This is a genomic window from Curtobacterium sp. PhB172 (assembly GCF_003752545.1).
In the GTDB taxonomy this organism is placed as follows: domain Bacteria; phylum Actinomycetota; class Actinomycetes; order Actinomycetales; family Microbacteriaceae; genus Curtobacterium.
On sequence record NZ_RKIF01000007.1, the window covers coordinates 1 to 16939 of the forward strand.

The following is a 16939-nucleotide window of genomic DNA, read 5'->3' on the forward strand; positions in this document are numbered from 1 at the left end:
TCAAGCGCGGCCTCCTCGTCGGCACCGCCACCATCACCGCACAGATCAAGTAACACCCCGCACCACACGCACCACACGCACCACTGCACCACACGTGAAGGGCCGCCCCGGGCAACCGGGACGGCCCTTCACCACGTTCAGCAGCACCCGCCTACCATCGAGCAGATGCCCGCTCCCCGCTCGACCGTGACCGACGACCAACCGGGGCCCGACGACTTCATCCGCGTCCGCGGCGCCCGTGAGCACAACCTGCAGGACGTCGACGTGGACATCCCGCGCAACCGCATCGTCGCCTTCACCGGCGTCTCCGGCTCCGGCAAGTCCTCGCTCGCGTTCGGCACGGTGTTCGCCGAGGCACAGCGCCGCTTCCTCGAGTCCGTCGCTCCCTACGCCCGACGGCTCATCGCGCAGGGCTCGACGCCGCACGTCGACTCGATCACCGGGTTGCCGCCCGCCGTGGCCCTGCAGCAGCGCCGCGGTGCTCCGAGCAGCCGTTCGACCGTCGGCACGCTGACGACCCTGTCGAACTCGATGCGCATGCTGTTCTCCCGCGCCGGCACGTACCCGTCTGGCGTCGACCGGCTCGAGTCCGACTCGTTCTCGCCGAACACCGTGGCCGGGGCCTGCCCGCGGTGCCACGGACTCGGCATCGCCCACGAGGTCACCGAGGCCTCGGCCGTCCACGACCCGTCGTTGAGCATCCGCGACGGCGCGATCACGGCGTGGCCCGGGGCGTGGCAGGGCAAGAACCTGCGCGACGTCACGGCGGTGCTCGGCTACGACATCGACGTGCCGTGGCGTGAGCTCTCCCGACAGGACCGCGACTGGCTGCTGTTCACCGAGGAGCAGCCCGTCGTCCAGGTCCACCCGAAGCGCGACCGCGTCGCGAAGCCCTACAAGGGGCGGTTCTGGAGCGCACGCCAGTTCGTGATGCACACCCTCGCCGACTCGCAGAGCGAGACGCAGCGGACCAAGGTGCTGCAGTTCGTCGAGTCTGGTCCGTGCGGCCTCTGCGGCGGCACCGGCCTGACCCGGGCCGCGCTCGCGGTGACGGTCGGCGGCCACTCGATCGCCGACCTGAACGGCCTGCCGCTCACGGCGCTGGCAGACGTCCTGCGCCCGATCGCCACCATCACGGACGCCGGTGCCGCGACTTCACGCGCCTCGTCCGGCGAACACACCGAGGTCGCCGTCGCGATCTCCCGCGACCTGCTCACCCGGGTCGAGGTGCTCCTCGGCCTGGGCCTCGGGTACCTCGCGCTCGACCGGGCCACCCCGACCCTCTCCCCCGGCGAGACGCAGCGCCTGCGCATCGCGACGCAACTGCGCTCCGGCCTGTTCGGTGTCGTCTACGTGCTCGACGAGCCGAGCGCCGGCCTGCACCCGGCCGACGCAGAGTCCCTGGTCGAGGTCCTCGACGACCTGCGTGCCGGCGGCAACAGCGTCTTCGTCGTCGAGCACGACATGAGCATCGTGCGGCGGGCGGACTGGATCGTCGACGTCGGCCCGGGTGCCGGATCCGGCGGGGGCACCGTCCTGTACAGCGGCCCCGTCGACGGCCTCGCCGACGTCGAGGCATCGGTCACCCGACGGTTCCTGCACCCGCGCGACCGAGCCGACGGAGAGCGCACCGTCCGGACCCCCGTCGGGACCCTCGAACTGCGCGACCTCACCCTGCACAACCTGCAGGACCTGGACGTCGACCTGCCGCTCGGGGTGCTCACCGCGGTCACGGGCGTCAGCGGCTCCGGCAAGTCGTCGCTCGTCGGCGGGGTCCTGCCCGGCGTCGCGACGTCGCACCCGCTCGTCGACCGCGTCGTGCAGGTCGACCAGAAGCCGATCGGCCGAACCCCGCGTTCGAACCTCGCCACCTACACCGGGCTCTTCGACGCCGTGCGTGCCGCGTTCGCCGCGACCGACGACGCGAAGGCCCGCGGCTGGACCGCCAGCCGCTTCTCGTTCAACGTGGCCGGCGGCCGGTGCGAGGTGTGCCAGGGCGAGGGCTCGGTGTCGGTCGAGCTCCTGTTCCTGCCGGGCAGCTGGGCGCCCTGCCCGGAGTGCCACGGTGCGCGCTACAACGACGAGACGCTCGAGGTGCAGTGGGACGGGGCGTCGATCGCCGACGTCCTGGGCATGACCGTCGACCAGGCCGCGCCCTTCCTGGCGTCGCTGCCGGCCGCTGCCCGCGGGCTCGAGGCCCTGCGCCAGGTCGGCCTCGGCTACCTGCGGCTCGGACAGCCCGCACCGGAACTGTCCGGCGGCGAGGCCCAGCGCATCAAGCTCGCGACCGAGCTGCAACGCGCGCGCACCGGGCACACGCTCTACCTGCTCGACGAGCCGACGACGGGCCTGCACCCCGCCGACGTCGAGCTGCTGACCGCACAGCTCGCGCGCCTCACCGACGCCGGCAACACCGTCGTCGTGGTCGAGCACGCCATGGACGTCGTCGCGAGTGCGGACCACGTCATCGACATGGGGCCCTCCGGCGGCGAGGACGGCGGCCGCGTCGTCGCCACCGGCACCCCCGCTCAGGTCGCGGCGTCCGCCGAGAGCCGGACCGCACCGTACCTGCGGGAGCAGCTCGGGCTCTGATCGCGCGCACCCGCGGACTGGCGCGTCCTGTGACGGCCCCGCACCGCGCCTCCCGTCCGCACCGTGCGGACCACGCCACCCCGTGCCCGCTTCCACGCACCGTGCAGCGCAGCAGAGGCGCACCACGCGGCCAACACCGCCGCAGCCGACGAAACCCGCACCGTGCCCGGCCCGCGTACGCACCCGCGGACGGGAGGCCCGTGGCGGCCCCGCACCGCGCCTCCCGTCCGCACCGTGCGGACCACGCCACCCCGTGCCCGCTTCCACGCACCGTGCGGCGCAGCAGAGACGCACCACGCGGCCGCCCCCGCACCAGCCGACGAAACCCGCACCGTGCCCAGCCCGCGTACCCACCCGCGGACGGGAGGCCCGTGACGGCCCCGCACCGCGCCTCCCGTCCGCACCGTGCGGACCACGCCACCCCGTGCCCGCTTCCACGCACCGTGCAGCGCAGCAGACACGCACCACGCGGCCAACACCGCACCAGCCGACGAAACCCGCACCGTGCCCGCCACGCACCGCGGCGGGCCCGCCCCGCACCAGCCGACGAAACCCGCACGGTGCCCGCACGCACGCACACGTGCTCGCACGCACGCACGCAGCAGCGCCCGCCGGGACGGAACCCGACGGGCGCTGCTGGTGGTGCGGACTAGGCCCGACGGAATCGGCGGGCGATGGTGAGCCCGACGCCCGCGAGCATCAGCAGGATCGCGAAGGCGATCACCGGGGCCGGGTCGCTGCCCGTGTAGGCGAGCGTCCCGTTCGGGCCGGTCCCACCGGCGCCACCGGTGCCGGCGGTTGCCAGGCGGACGGTGAACGTCACCGGGTCGGACGCCGCCGAGGTGCCGTCTGCGCCGGTCTGGGTGGCGGTGATGGTCACCGTTCCCGGGCCGAAGCCGACGATCGGGGTGCACTTCCAGGTGCCGTCCGCCGCGACGACCGCGGTGCAGACGACGACCGTGCCGTCGGTGACCGTGACGGTCGCGCCGGGCTGACCGGTGCCGGTGATCGGCGGGTTGGGCGTCGTGACGGTGCCACCGTCCGTCGGCGAGGTGATCACCGGCGGCGGGGTCGTCGTGGTCGACGCGGGGTTGTAGGTGTAGACGAGCGGGTCGGAGGTGCCACCCGGGGTCGTCACCGTGACCTCGACGTCACCGGCAGCGTGCGCCGGGGTCGTGAAGGTGAGCGTCGTGCCGTCCGCCGACACGCTGTCCGGCGTGATCGGGTCGGAGCCGTCCACCGAGACCGTGGAGTCGTCGGTGAAGCCGGTGCCCGTGACGGTCACGACCGTGCCACCCGCGGCCGGACCGTTGTCGGGGTCCAGCGCGGAGATCGTCGGGACCGCGGCCGGGGCCGGGTTGTACGTGTACGGCAGCGGCGCCGAGGTGCCGGAGCCGTTGGTGACGGTCACGGGGACCGCACCGGCGGTGTGCGCCGGCGTCGTGAACGTCAGCTCGGTGCCGTCGTCCGACACACTGTCCGGCGTGATCGGGTCGGAACCGTCCACCGAGACCGTCGAGTCGTCGGTGAAGCCCGTGCCGGAGACCGTGACGACCGTGCCACCGGTGACCGGACCGTTGTCGGGGTCCAGCGCCGTCAGCGTCGGGGCCCCGGCGGGTGCCGGGTTGTAGGTGTACGTCAGCGGGTCCGAGGTCCCGGCGTCGGTCGTGACCGTCACGTCGACGGGACCGGCGACGTGCGCCGGGGTCGTGAACGTCAGCTCGGTGCCGTCATCGGAGACCGACTCCGGGTCGATCGGGTCGGACCCGTCGACCGAGACGGTCGCGTCGTCGGTGAACCCGGTGCCCGTGACGGTGACGAGCGTGCCGCCGCCGACCGGCCCGTTGTCGGGGTCGAGCGTCGTGAGCGTCGGCACCGCTGCGGGTGCCGGGTTGTACGTGTAGTCGAGCGGGTCCGAGGTGCCGGCAGGCGTGGTGACCGTGACGTCGACCGTCCCGGCGTCGTGCGCCGGCGTGGTGAAGGTCAGCTCGGTGCCGTCGTCCGAGACGGAGTCCGCCGCGATCGGGTCGGAACCGTCGACCGACACCGTGGCGTCGTCCGTGAAGCCCGTCCCCGTGACGGTGACGACCGTGCCACCGGCGACCGGCCCGTTGTCCGGGTCGAGCGTCGTGATCGTCGGAACCACGGCCGCGTCGTCGGTGTAGGTGAAGTCGAGCGGGTCGGATTCACCGGCGGGCGTCGTGACCGTGACGTCGACCGTGCCGACGACGTGTGCCGGCGTCGTGAAGGTCAGTTCGGTGCCGTCGTCCGAGACGGAGTCCGCCGCGATCGGGTCGGAACCGTCGACCGACACCGTGGCGTCGTCCGTGAAGCCCGTCCCCGTGACGGTGACGACCGTGCCACCGGCGACCGGCCCGTTGTCGGGGTCGAGCGCCGTGATCGTCGGGACCACGAGCGGACCGGCGTTCGGGCCGACCGCAGCCGAGGCGAGGTTGACGACGGCGGTGCCGGCGGCCGGCACCAGTGCGACGCGCAGGGCACGCTGGGTGAAGACGCCGTCGGCGCTGGTCTCCTGCACGTTTGCTTGCAACGACACGACCGTCGTCAGGGCGTTGGCGAGGGGCGTGATGACCGTCTCACCGAGGCCGGCGACGACCTGGTTGATCGGGGCGACGACCTGCGCGATGACGGGGTTCACGACGTCGAGGAGCTGACCGATCGGCAGCGGGAGCCCGGCCACCGTGACGGTGAGCCCGCGGAGCGACTGCGTGAGCTGGGTCACGACGCCCTGCAGCGCGGTGGTGACCGCCGGCAGGAGCTGGGTCGTGAGTGCCTCCGTGATGTACGGCAGCAGCTCGGTGTTCGCTGGCAGGTTGTTGATGTCCAGGCCGGCGTTCGTCAGCACTGCGGCGACGTCGACCGTGATCGCACCGGTCTGCAGGTTCGCCGTGATCGAGCCGTCGGCGCTGGTGACGTCGCCGGTGGCCGAGTCGAGCACCGTGACGAGGTCGGGCAGGCCCTGGACCTGGACGAGCGGGCCGAGTGCGTTCAGGGTGTCCTCGACGCCGTCGACCGTCGGCTGGAGCGTGCCGAGGGTGGTGCGGAGACCGGAGACGGTGGTGCCGAGCGCAGGGCTCGTCAGCGACAGGTCGAGTCCGGCGATGCCGTAGTCGCCCGTCTGCGCACCGTCCGGGCCGGCTGCCTGCGCAGCGGTGGCCGAGACGGCGCCGACCTCGAGCTGGGCGTTCGCGAGTGCGCCCGCCAGGTCGGCCCCGATGAGACCCGACAGGTCGAGCGTGGCGTTGGACTGCGGGACGCCGTCCTGGCCGCCGACGCCGATCCCGCCGGTGTTCGTCACCGCGCCGGACGCGGCGACGGAGCTGCCGTCGGCGTTGGCGGCGGCGTACTGGTTGACGGCACCGAGGGTGAGGATGCCGTTGTTCCCGAGCAGGTTGAGGCCCCCGCCCAGGTTGACGTTGACCGCGTTGAGTGCGGTGACGTCGAGCGGGTGGACGTCGGTGTCCGTGGCCCCACCGGTGTTGACCGCGTCCGCCGGGGTCACGGTGAGGATGTCGTCGAGGTCCAAGCCGAGCGCGGAGCCGCTGAGGAAGCGCCCCTGCCCGGTCGACGCGACGGGCGCTGCCGTCGCGGGGGCGGCGGCGAGGATGCTGCCGCCGGCGCCGAGGAGGGCTGCGGTGACGATCGCGACGCCCTTGCTCCGGCCTGACCATCGGGTGGAAGTGGACGCCCGTGGGTCTTTCTGGGCGCGCTCGAGTACTCCAAGCCTCATGTGGCTTCGCTCCTGATCCTGGTGCTGGTCCGGCAGTTGGTGATGCTGCCTGCAGCTGTGGTGTGGTTCCGATGAGCGTAACCCTGAACGGGCGCACAAGACCATCACCCCCGAACGGGGGCCTGCGCTCTGCGGATGCGGATGCCGATGCGGATGCCGATGCAGAACGCCGGTGCACGACGCGGTCAGATCTCGACGTCGCGGTCAGATCTCGACGTCGCTGCCCATCGTCACGGTGCGCTGCGCGGGGAGACCGAAGCGTGCTGCGGGGTCGGCGGCGTTGTGGGCGAGGCCGACGAAGAGCTTCTTGCGCCAGGCCACCATCCCCCGGTTGCCGGGCATCGGACGGAGGGCTCCGCGGGAGATGAAGTAGGACGCCCGGAGCACTTCCTCCGGGTCGATGTCCAGGACCTCGGCCAGGCAGGCGGCGTGCAGGGCCTTCGGCAGGTCCTGGTCGTCCGAGAACCCGAACTTCACCGTGATGTGGTCGATGCCGTCGTCCTCGTAGCCGAGGTCGTCGCGGAAGAACGCCTTCGCGTGCGGGACGTGCGGCACGTTGGCGGTGAGCACCGAGACGATCAGGACGGTCCGGTGCACCACGTGGTTGTGCTCGACGTTGGCCCGGAGCGCCAGCGGCGTGGTCTCCTTGTTCGGGTGCGGGAAGACCGCCACCCCGGGCACCCGCGGGATGTGCTCGTGGTTGATGCGGTCGATGAACTCGGCGAGCGACCCTTCGCGCTCCTTGCGTTCCTCCTGCACGAGCGCCCGACCACGGCGCCACGTCGTCATCACCGTGATCACCGCCAGCGCGATGAGGAGCGGCACCCAACCACCGTGGATGATCTTCGACAGGTTGCCGGCGAGGAAGGTCAGCTCGAGCCCGCCGAACGCCACCGCCGCGACCACGAGCTTCCAGGTGGCCCACTTCCACAGCGGGCGGACGACGAGCAGGAGCAGGAGCGTGTCGACGACCAGGGCTCCGGTGACGGACACCCCGTACGCGGTGGCCAGGTTCGCCGACGACCGGAACGCGAGCATGATCGCGAGCACGCCGATGAACAGCAGCAGGTTCACAGCGGGCAGGTAGATCTGCCCGCTCTCCCGCCGCGAGGTCTGCCGGATCGTGAGCGGCGGCAGCAACCCGAGCTGGACCGCCTGGCGGGTGAGCGAGAACGCCCCGGAGATGACGGCCTGGCTCGCGATCACCGTCGCGAGCGTCGCCAGCACCACCACGGGCAGTCGCAACGCGTCCGGGAACAGCAGGAAGAACGGGTCCTTCGCCGCCGACGGGTCGCGCAGCACCAGCGACGCCTGCCCGAGGTAGTTGAGGACGAGCGCCGGGAACACCACGAAGAACCAGGCCTTCAGGATCGGCGACCGTCCGAAGTGCCCCATGTCGGCGTAGAGCGCCTCCGCACCGGTGATGACGAGCACCACCGCACCCATCGCCACGAACGTGATGTACGGGTGCGCGAAGGTGAACGAGATCGCCCACGTCGGCGACAGCCCCTGCAGGACGCCGGGGTGCTCGAGGATGTGCGGGACGCCTGCGGCGGCGATCACGACGAACCAGAGCAGCATCACCGGGCCGAACAGGTTGCCGACCTTGCCTGTGCCGAAGCGCTGCACCGCGAACAGCACGACCAGGATGACCGCGGCGATCGGCACGATCAGGTGTTCGACGGACGGCGCCGCGGTACCGAGCCCCTCGACCGCGGACAGCACCGACACGGCCGGGGTGATCACGGAGTCGCCGTAGAAGAGCGAGACGCCGACGATGCCGATCACCAGGAAGATCACCGCACCACCGCGACGCTTCGCGTAGAGCCGGCGGGCCAAGGCGGCGAGCGCCATCACCCCGCCCTCGCCGTCGTTGTCGGCGCGCATCAGGATCAGCACGTACTTGATCGAGACGATGATCGTGATGCTCCAGAACATCATCGAGATGACGCCGTAGACGTCTTCCTGGTTCGCCTTCACCAGGCCGTCGTCGATCGTGAACACCGTGCGCAGGGCGTAGAGCGGACTCGTCCCGATGTCGCCGAACACGACACCGAGTGCGGCGAGCGCCAGGACGGCGACGCCCTTGCGCGGGCCGTGGCCACCGTCGTCGGTGGCCTCGGTCGTGGCGGTGGTCTGGTCCGTCGGCTTCGACGGTTCCGTCGGGGTCTCGGAGCGGGTCTCGGTCACGCTCGGCACTTCCGTCTCCGGCCGTCCGGGCGACGGCCGCCGCTCATCATCGCACCGTGCGCGGGATGCGCTCGCAGGTGGCGCACATGCGTGCGCACCGTGGCTCTCGACGTGCGCGCGGGGCGGACGGGAGGCCCGTGGCGGGCCCGCACCGCGCCTCCCGCCCGACGGTGGGCCGGGTCCACAGCCGCGAAAGCGACAGCGTGCCGCGAATTGTTCGCGGAGATCTGTCGCGATGCCGGACCGGACGGTGCCCCGTGCCGCAGGTTTGTCGCTTTCGCGGGCAGCACCGCGGCTCTCGACGTGCGCGCGGGGCGGACGGGAGGTGGGCCCCACCAGCCGGTTCCGGCGCGACGCGCCAGCGGCGGGACGGCCGTGCCTGGAGGGACGGAGCGGGCCCGCACCGCGCCTCCCGTCCGACGGTGGGCCGGGTCTCAGGGACGCAGGCCGCGCACCAGGTCGTGGACCACGCGGGCGGCGCGCGCCGCGGCGCCGTCCAGGTGCTCGCGGAACTCGGCACCGTCGGGGGCACAGAGGTCGCTGATGCAGCGGACCGACACGAACGGCATGTCGTGCACGTGGGCGAACTGGGCGATGGCGGCCGACTCCATGTCGACGGCGGCCACGTCGGGGAAGGCACCGCGGAGCGTCCGGGCGCGCCCCTCGGTGACGAAGACCTCGCTCGAGCCGATCGTCGCCGAGCGCAGCGGCCAGGCGATGTCGGCGGCCATCGCCAGTTCCACCAGTCGGGCGTCCGGGGCGTACCCGGTCGGCATGCCGGGCACCTGGCCGAGGGCGTAGCCGAACGCGGTGGCGTCCGCGTTGAGGTTGACGTAGCGGTCGCCGACGACGACGTCACCGATCGCGATGCCGTGCATGAGGCCGCCGGCGGTCCCGACGCTGATCACGGGGATGCCGGGTCCGAAGTCGTGGAAGCCGTGTGCCACGGCGGCTGTCGCGTTCGTGAAGCCGATGCCGCTGCGGCGGACGGCCACGGTGGCGCCGCCGATGTCGAGCAGCTGGTGCGGGTCGTGGCCTCCGACGGGGCCGTCGAGGATCGGGACCCCGCCGAACAGGTCGGCGAAGGCGGAGACCTCTTCGCTCATGGCCGCGATGATGATCGCGACGGGCGTCTGTTCCTGCACTGATCGATCCTCGCACGGCGAGGACGCGACGGCCGCCAGCGACGGCCGCCGGCTACCGCTGCCGCTGCCGCTGCCGGCTACGGCTACCGGTTACCGCTGCCGGGCGAGCTCCTCGGCGACGAACGAGGCCATGGCGTCGGCGCCGAAGTGGTCGTCGGCGGTGATCGTGACCACGGTGTCGCCGTCGGGGTGGTCGTCGAACAGCAGCATCTGCCCGTACGCCCCGTGCAGCCGCCACAGCTGCCCCGGACCGCCCCAGCCGGCCATCGCGTAGCGGTGGTACCCGGGTCCGGTCCCCTCGCGCTCGACCCAGTCGGAGTGCATCGCGTCGCACCAGCGGGCGCCGACGATGCGCTGCCCGCCGACCACGCCGCCGTCGCGGATGAGCCGGCCGAGGCGCGCGAGCTCCTCGGTCCGGAGCGCCAGTCCCTCGCCGGCGGCGACGTACCCGTTCGGGCAGCGCAGCCACTCCACGTCCTCGATGCCGAGCGGGTCGAACAGCCGTCGGGACACGAACGCGCCGACGTCGCCGACGCGGGTCTCGAGCACGCGCATGGCGGTGTAGGTGCTGACGTTGGCGTACTGGAACACGCGCCCCCGCGAGGGCCGTCGCAGGAACTCGGCCGCCAGGTCCGGCCAGTCGGTCAGCTCCGTCGCCGACCAGGGCATGTCGATCCCGCTGGTCATCGTGAGCAGGTGCCGGAGGGTGACCCGGTCGACGCCGTCACCGAACTCGAACCCGGGCAGCGAAGCGGCGATCGGTTCGTCGACGTCCACCAGGCCCTCGTCGGCGGCGATCCCGGTGGCGAGGACGCAGACGCCCTTCGCCGCGGAGTGGATCTCCTCGCGCACGTCGGGCGTCCAGCGGTGCTCGGCGACGTCGTCCGCGGTGCCGCTACCGGTGCGGATGTGCAGGCCGTGGGCGCCGAAGCCGGTGTCGTCGACATGCCGGACGATCGCGTCGAGGATGCTGGTCGCGGTGGTCACACCCCATCTTCTCGTGCGCCACAGCCCTCGTGCCCGACGGCTCTCTAGGGTCGAGGGATGACCTCCGCCACACCAGCCGTCATCGCGCTGCTCGTCGGGTCCGCGATCGCGATCGCCGGACTGGTGCCGTGGGCAGCGCTGCAGTACCGACGCCGGGGCACCCTCGGTGTCGGCAACGCGGTGCTGGCGTTCGCCACGGTCGTCTACGGCCTCGCCCTCGTCACGTACACACTGCTGCCCCTGCCCGACACCAGCGAGGTGGCGTCGATCTGTCGCACCGCGTCGGGCCCGCAGCTGACGCCGTTCGCGTTCGTCGGGGACGTCGCGAAGGAGGGCGGGCTCTCCGGTCCCCGCTCACTGCTCGCGAACCCGGCTGCCGCGCAGGTGGTCTTCAACGTCATCCTGTTCGTGCCCCTCGGCATGCTCGTCCGGCACGTGTTCCTGCACGGACGGTTCCTGGCCGGGGTGGTCGTCGGGACCGTCGCTGGGTTCCTGGTCTCGCTGCTCATCGAGTGCACGCAGCTGACGGGCGACTGGTTCCTGTACCCGTGCTCGTACCGACTGTTCGACGTCGACGACCTGCTCGCGAACACCACCGGAGCACTCGTCGGCACGCTGGTCTCCCCCGTGCTCTGGGTGCTCGTCCGGCACCGGGGCGAGCCGTCGTCGGACCTGCCCCGCCGGGTGACGATCTGGCGCCGCGGGTTCGGGATGTTCTGCGACCTGCTCGCGATGGTGCTGACCACCGGCGCGCTGGTGTCGATCACGAGCTTGTCGTTCGCCCTCGCCGGGCAGGACCTGAACTCCACGCTCGCGCGGGTCCTGCTCGCCACGCTGCCCTTCGTCGCACCGGCGGTCCAGCTGGTGGTGGTGCTCGCGTCCGGGCGCACGCTCGGCGAGGCGGTCGTCCGGCTCCGACCGGAGCCGCGGCCGACGGCCTGGCAGCGCCTGGTGCGGTGGGCCGCGGGCTCCGGCGGGTGGGCGACGGCCACCGCCGCCGCGGTGCCCTTCACCGGCCTGCTGGCGTTCGCTCTCGCCGTCGCAGCCGTCATCGGGCTGTTCGCCACCCGAGGGCGGCGCGGGTTCGCGAACGTGCTGGCGCGGGTGGACGTGGTGGACGAGCGCATCGAGCAGACAAGAGCAAGTGAGGAGCGGTAGAAGGTCCGTGGCCTTGGTTCTGTTTCGGTCGTAACTGTTACCAACGAGAGCAGGAATGAACGCATGCGCCCCTTCTGGTGGCCCCGAGGGCCATTGACGGCGGCCACGATCCGTCGACCAGAGCGGACGGGAGGCACATGGCGGGCCCGCCACGTGCCTCCCGTCCGATGACCCGGCGCTACTGCGATCGCAGTACGTGCGTCGGTCGCCGTCTTGGTCAGATGGTTCCGTCCCGAGCCGCCCGTGCTCGTGCCGTGAGGAGCACCATGCGCACCGTCGTCGTCACCGGCCCCGGATCCGTCGAGATCCGCGACGAGCCCGCCCCCGAGGTCGGCCCCGCCGACGTCCTGATCGCCGTCAAGGCGTGCGGGGTCTGCGGCTCCGACGCCTTCTACGCCGCGCGCGGCGGCATCCCGCCGCGCGAAGGGCACACGCCACTCGGACACGAGGTCGCCGGAGAGGTGGCCGTCGTCGGCGACGCGGTCGAGGGCATCGCCGTCGGCGACCACGTGGTGGTGAACCCGATGGGCGACCCACGCGGGATCATCGGCAACGGCGGCCCCACGGGCGGGCTCTCCGAGTTCCTGCTCGTCGAGCAGGCCGTGCTCGGCACCAGCGTCGCCTTGGTCCCGAAGGACCTGCCCTGGCAGGTGGCCGCGCTCAACGAGCCGATGGCGGTCGCCCTGCACGCCGTGAACCGGACCGCGCCGCAACCGGGCGACACGGTCGTCGTGTTCGGTGCCGGCCCGATCGGGCTGGGCGCCGTGATCAGCTACAAGGCGCTCGGCGTCGGGCACGTGGTCGTCGTCGACGTGATCGCCTCGCGGCTCGAGAAGGCCCTGTTCGTCGGGGCCGATGCGGTCGTGAACTCGGCGGAGGAACCGCTCGACGAGCGCCTGATCGCCCTGCACGGCGAAGCACGAGACGGCGTCGGGCACGGTGGCAAGGCCGGCACCGACGTCTGGCTCGACGCCGCCGGGGTCCCCGCCACCGTGCAGACGGCGTTGCGACTGGCGAAGCACCGCGCGACGATCGGCGTCGTGGCCGTGCACAAGCGGCCCGTGGAGGTCGACTTCGGTGACCTGCTGGCCGTCGAGCCGACGATCGTGACCGCGATGGGGTACCCGACCGAGATCTTCGACGTCACCGAGCACATCATCGCGAACCCCGAGGCGTACGCGCAGATCGTCAGCGACGTCTTCCCGGCGAGCGACGTGCTCGAGGCCCTCCGGGTGGCGGCGACCCCGGGCGCGGCCGACAAGGTCGTCGTCACGTTCGACTGATGCCCCTGACGAGGAAGGTCGCCGTGCAGTACGCCGTCACGGTGTGGCGGGACCGGCCGCGGCGCGGGCTCGTGCTCGCCGTGCTGTCGGTGCCGAGCAGCCTCGTGATGGCGGGGTGGAAGGTCGTCCTGTTCTGGGCGGCTCCCTCGTTGTTCCTCGCCGCGACCGTGGTCTTCACGCTCGGGGTCGCGGCCGCGAAGGTCTGGGCCGTCCGTCGGCACCGACTGTCGTTCGCGTTCGACGCGGCGAACGGCGACCGGATGCGGTTCCGGCAGGCCGGACACCGGTGGATCGGGGGTGCGGTGACCGCGATGTCGATCGTGTTCGTCGGGTGCAGCGTGCCGATGCTCGTCGGGCGGGCGCACCCCGTGCACTACGACAAGTGGGTGGCGATCGTCATCGCGGCGGCGACGTTCGCGGAGCTGGGGATCGGGGTCTGGGGTGCGGTGACCGCACGCAAGGACGGGGAACCACTCGTCGAGGCGACGAAGCTCGTGAACGTCGCCGCCGCGGTGATCCTGCTCGTGCTGACCCAGTCGGCCCTGCTCTCGTTCGCGGGCAGCGCTGAGGACGCTGCTGCGTCCACGGGTGCGAGCGGGGTGTTCCTCGGCGGTGTGGCTGCGGTGATCGGGCTCGCGATGGCGCTGCGACGGTTCCCGGAAGCGCCGGCGCCTGGGCCGGCGCCGACCTCAGTCGACCAGGCCGGCCTGGAACGCGAACGCCACGAGCTGGGCCCGGTCGCGGGCGTCGACCTTCGCCATGGCCCGGTTCACGTGGGTCTTGACCGTGAGTGGTGAGAGGAAGAGCTCGGCGCTGATGGCGTCGATGCCCCGACCTCGGCTGACCATCACCACGACGTCGCGCTCGCGAGCGGTGAGGGCCTCGAAGCGCCGGGTCATCTCCGGGTCGACGGAGGACGCGGGGGTGCGGGCGACCTGTCCGATGAGCGCCGCTGCGGCCGCCGCGGACAGCGCCCCTCTGCCCGCTGCCACCTCCTCGATCGCGGCGACGAGTTCTGCGGGTCCCGCGGCCTTGCTGAGGAACCCGTTCGCCCCGGCACGCAGCGCCGCGAAGACGAGTTCGTCCTGGTCGAAGGTCGTCAGCATGACGATGCGCACCTGCTCGGCGGTGCGTTCCGCGCGGATCCGTCGGGTCGCCTCGACCCCGTCGATGCCCGGCATCCGGATGTCCATCATGACGACGTCCGCCGGGACCGACAGCGCCGTCTGCACCGCGGCGAGCCCGTCTGCGGCCTCGCCGACGACCTCGATGCCGTCCTGCCGGTCGAGGATCGCACGGAGCCCCAGTCGGATCATGTCCTGGTCGTCGACCAGGATCACTCGTGTGGTCATCGTGCTCCGTTCGCGGTGGGCAGGTGGACGCGGACGACGAACAGCACGCCGTCCGCCGCGGCCTGGACGGACCCCTCCACGGCGGCGACGCGTTCGCGCATGCCGACCAGGCCGAGCCCGCCGGTCCGGCCTGCGACGAGGTCGCTCGCCGGGGTCCGCCGGCGGGGGTTGCGGACCTCGAGGACCAGGTCGTCACCGGCACGGGCGAGGGTGACGGTCGTCCGGCCCTCGCCGTGCCGGTGGGCGTTGGTGAGCGACTCCTGCAACACCCGGTAGACCGTCACACCGATCGGCGCGGAGACCGGGCCGATGTCGTCCAGTCGGGCATCGACGTCGAGGCCGATCCGTTCGTACGACGCGATGAGTCCGGGGAGCTGCTCGATGCCGGGGGCTGGTGCCGTCGGGTCGTCGAGGTCGGCATCGCTGCCCGACGCCGAACGGAGCACCGTCAGGACGTGCTGCGTCTCCGTGAGGACGTTCCGCACGCCATCGCGGGCGGCGTCCAGCGCGCGCCGGGCCTCGTCGGCCCCGGCGGGCAGGGTGACCTCGGCGACCCCGAGCTGCATGCTGACCACCGCGATCTCGTGCCCGATGACGTCGTGCAGGTCCCGCGCGATCCGGACGCGTTCCTCGGCCACGCGGCGTTCGGCCTCGAGTTCCCGCGTGGCGACGGCATCGGCGGCGCGCTGTTCCAACGACGCCCGGTACTGGTGCTGCACCCGCAGCCCCGAGCCGATGGCCGCCGCGGCGACGACGGAGATGAGGGCGCCGAGGGCGGTCGGCGCCGCACCGCCCTCTCCCGGCGCGAGGAGCGTGCCGATGACCACACCGGGAGCGACGATCGCCGCGGCGCGGACCGGGTGCCCTTCCCGCGAGGACACCGCGAACAGCAGCAGCACGGCGCAGCTCCAGGTCACGATCGGCGACCAACCAGACAGTCCTCCGAGCACCGGCGCGATCGTGGCGAGGCAGAGCGCCGCCCACGGTGTCCACGGCGCCATGACGACGGCGAGCACGGTCGCAGCGACCGCGATGCCGGGCCCCGGTCCGGCGTCGGCCGCGATCACCCGACCAGACTCGATCGCGCACGCGAGCAGGACGACGGCGGCCGTGCCGCGGAACACCCAGCGGTCGTCCGGACGCCACGAACCCCAGATCGCCCGCAGTCGCCGCATGCACTCATCCTGTCGTGCGGGTCAACGGCCCGGCTACTGCGAACGCAGTAGTCGGGGGTACCACCGATCGGGGATCTGCCCGCGGCCCGTCCCCGGGACGATCGACACCAGGCCGGAACGATCCGGCACCGACCGGAGGTACCGCCATGACGCTGACCACGACGAACACAACCCCCATGACCTACGACTACTGCACGGTCGAGGTCCCACGGGGCAAGGACGCCCTGTACGCGGACACCTACCGCAACTTCGGCTGGACGCCCGACGGCTCGGACCGAACGGTCGGACCGACCCGCCGGCGCACCCTCGGCCTCCGCCGCGACCGTGCCGTCCGCTCCGTCGAACTGACCGAGCTCCAGCAGAACGCCGAGACCGCCCTGGCCACGATCGACGCCCTCGAACGGTCCCGCACGACCGCGGCGTCGGTGGTCGCGTACGCCCTCGGCGCGATCGGCAGCGTCCTGCTGGCCGCTTCGGTGTTCGCGATGCAGGACACCGTGGCCGTCCCCGACCTGCTCGGCGGGCTCGACCCGGTGACGGTGTTCCTCGTCGGAGCCGGCGGCCTGGTCAACTGGGCGATCGCTCCCGTGGCCTTCCAGCTCGTCCGCGCGGCGCGCACCAAGCGGATCCGTCCGGCCGTCGACCGCCAGTTCGACGTCGTCTACGGCGCGTGCGAGGCGGCCAGTCGCCGCCGGACCGCCTGAGCGCGGCCCGAGCCCGATGACGAACACCACCGCCCGGGCCGGCGCTGTCCTGCACGCGCCGACCCCCCGCCACCTGGAGACCCGGGTGCTGTACGCACCGACCGCGTTCGTGCCGCTCCACCGGCACACCCTGGAGCAGTTCGGCTGGACGGTGACCGTGCAGGGCGGACGGCTCGGCACGACGTCCCTGCTGCTCCAGCGTCTGCGCACCCGCCCCGACCCGGCACGACCGCTCCTCGAGCGTCGTGCCGAGCGTGCACTTACCCGGATCGCCGCCCTCGAGCAGCAGCCCGCACGGCTCGCCGGTGTCGTCGACATCGCCGGTTCCGCGGTCGCCGTGCTGGCGGTCGCGCTCGGCGGTCTGCTCGCCCTCGGCGGGGACCCGACGCTCGTGCCGGTCCTCGTCGGTGCCGGCGTGTGGATCGCCGCCGTGGCCGCAGCGCCCGGCATCCGGTCGTGGCGCACCGAGCGGAACCAGACCGCACTCAGCCGCGAGTACGCCGCGATCGACGCGTGCACGCACCCACCGACCGGCCGGTGACCGCGACCGGGATACCGCAGACGCAGTACGCGCCGCGCCCGACGGTCGAGCACCCTGGACC

The 16939-nt window shown here is 72.4% G+C and carries 12 protein-coding genes; 6 read left to right on the top strand and 6 right to left on the bottom strand.

Annotated elements, in window-relative coordinates:
• The first annotated feature begins 165 nt into the window (after nt 1–165).
• Nucleotides 166–2592 carry an excinuclease ABC subunit UvrA gene (locus EDF42_RS07170; protein WP_123671888.1) on the top strand — a complete coding sequence of 809 codons (2427 nt, stop codon included), beginning with the start codon at nt 166–168 and terminating at the stop codon, nt 2590–2592.
• A 649-nt stretch (nt 2593–3241) separates the two neighbouring features.
• Here EDF42_RS07170 and EDF42_RS07175 read toward each other — a convergent pair.
• The 4 genes from EDF42_RS07175 to EDF42_RS07190 all read right to left on the bottom strand — a co-directional run bounded on the left by EDF42_RS07175 (nt 3242) and on the right by EDF42_RS07190 (nt 10665).
• Nucleotides 3242–6343, bottom strand: coding sequence for a choice-of-anchor G family protein (locus EDF42_RS07175; RefSeq protein ID WP_123671889.1), 3102 nt, complete (start codon nt 6341–6343; stop codon nt 3242–3244).
• A gap of 204 nt (nt 6344–6547) precedes the next feature.
• Nucleotides 6548–8533 (bottom strand): potassium transporter Kup, encoded by a 1986-nt coding sequence (locus EDF42_RS07180; protein ID WP_185040816.1) that lies wholly within the window; start codon nt 8531–8533, stop codon nt 6548–6550.
• A 434-nt stretch (nt 8534–8967) separates the two neighbouring features.
• Nucleotides 8968–9678: a 5'-methylthioadenosine/S-adenosylhomocysteine nucleosidase gene (gene mtnN, locus EDF42_RS07185; RefSeq protein WP_123340234.1), complete on the bottom strand. Its 711-nt coding sequence runs from the start codon at nt 9676–9678 to the stop codon at nt 8968–8970.
• 90 nt (nt 9679–9768) lie between these two features.
• A complete protein-coding gene (locus tag EDF42_RS07190) occupies nt 9769–10665 on the bottom strand; it encodes a serine hydrolase (protein ID WP_123671890.1) in 897 nt (298 codons plus the stop codon).
• A gap of 57 nt (nt 10666–10722) precedes the next feature.
• Between EDF42_RS07190 and EDF42_RS07195 the strand changes: the two genes are divergently transcribed.
• The 3 genes from EDF42_RS07195 to EDF42_RS07205 all read left to right on the top strand — a co-directional run bounded on the left by EDF42_RS07195 (nt 10723) and on the right by EDF42_RS07205 (nt 13903).
• Nucleotides 10723–11823 (top strand): VanZ family protein, encoded by a 1101-nt coding sequence (locus EDF42_RS07195; RefSeq protein WP_123671891.1) that lies wholly within the window; start codon nt 10723–10725, stop codon nt 11821–11823.
• A gap of 266 nt (nt 11824–12089) precedes the next feature.
• Entirely contained in the window at nt 12090–13106 is a 1017-nt protein-coding gene (locus tag EDF42_RS07200) for a zinc-binding dehydrogenase (RefSeq protein ID WP_123671892.1), read from the top strand.
• Entirely contained in the window at nt 13106–13903 is a 798-nt protein-coding gene (locus tag EDF42_RS07205) for a hypothetical protein (RefSeq protein ID WP_123671893.1), read from the top strand. Before EDF42_RS07200 ends, EDF42_RS07205 begins: the two co-directional genes overlap by 1 nt.
• Here EDF42_RS07205 and EDF42_RS07210 read toward each other — a convergent pair.
• Together EDF42_RS07210 and EDF42_RS07215 are read right to left on the bottom strand one after the other, a co-directional pair.
• Nucleotides 13796–14458: a response regulator transcription factor gene (locus EDF42_RS07210; protein WP_123340229.1), complete on the bottom strand. Its 663-nt coding sequence runs from the start codon at nt 14456–14458 to the stop codon at nt 13796–13798. The genes EDF42_RS07205 and EDF42_RS07210 overlap by 108 nt on opposite strands.
• The gene (locus EDF42_RS07215) at nt 14455–15633 is read right to left on the bottom strand and encodes a sensor histidine kinase (RefSeq protein ID WP_123671894.1); all 1179 of its coding nucleotides are present in this window, start codon (nt 15631–15633) and stop codon (nt 14455–14457) included. Before EDF42_RS07215 ends, EDF42_RS07210 begins: the two co-directional genes overlap by 4 nt.
• Nucleotides 15634–15779: 146 nt before the next feature.
• Here EDF42_RS07215 and EDF42_RS07220 point away from each other — a divergent pair, with 146 nt between their 5' ends.
• Entirely contained in the window at nt 15780–16337 is a 558-nt protein-coding gene (locus EDF42_RS07220; protein WP_123671895.1) for a hypothetical protein, read from the top strand.
• A gap of 16 nt (nt 16338–16353) precedes the next feature.
• Entirely contained in the window at nt 16354–16878 is a 525-nt protein-coding gene (locus tag EDF42_RS07225; protein WP_123671896.1) for a hypothetical protein, read from the top strand.
• Nucleotides 16879–16939: the final 61 nt, after the last annotated feature.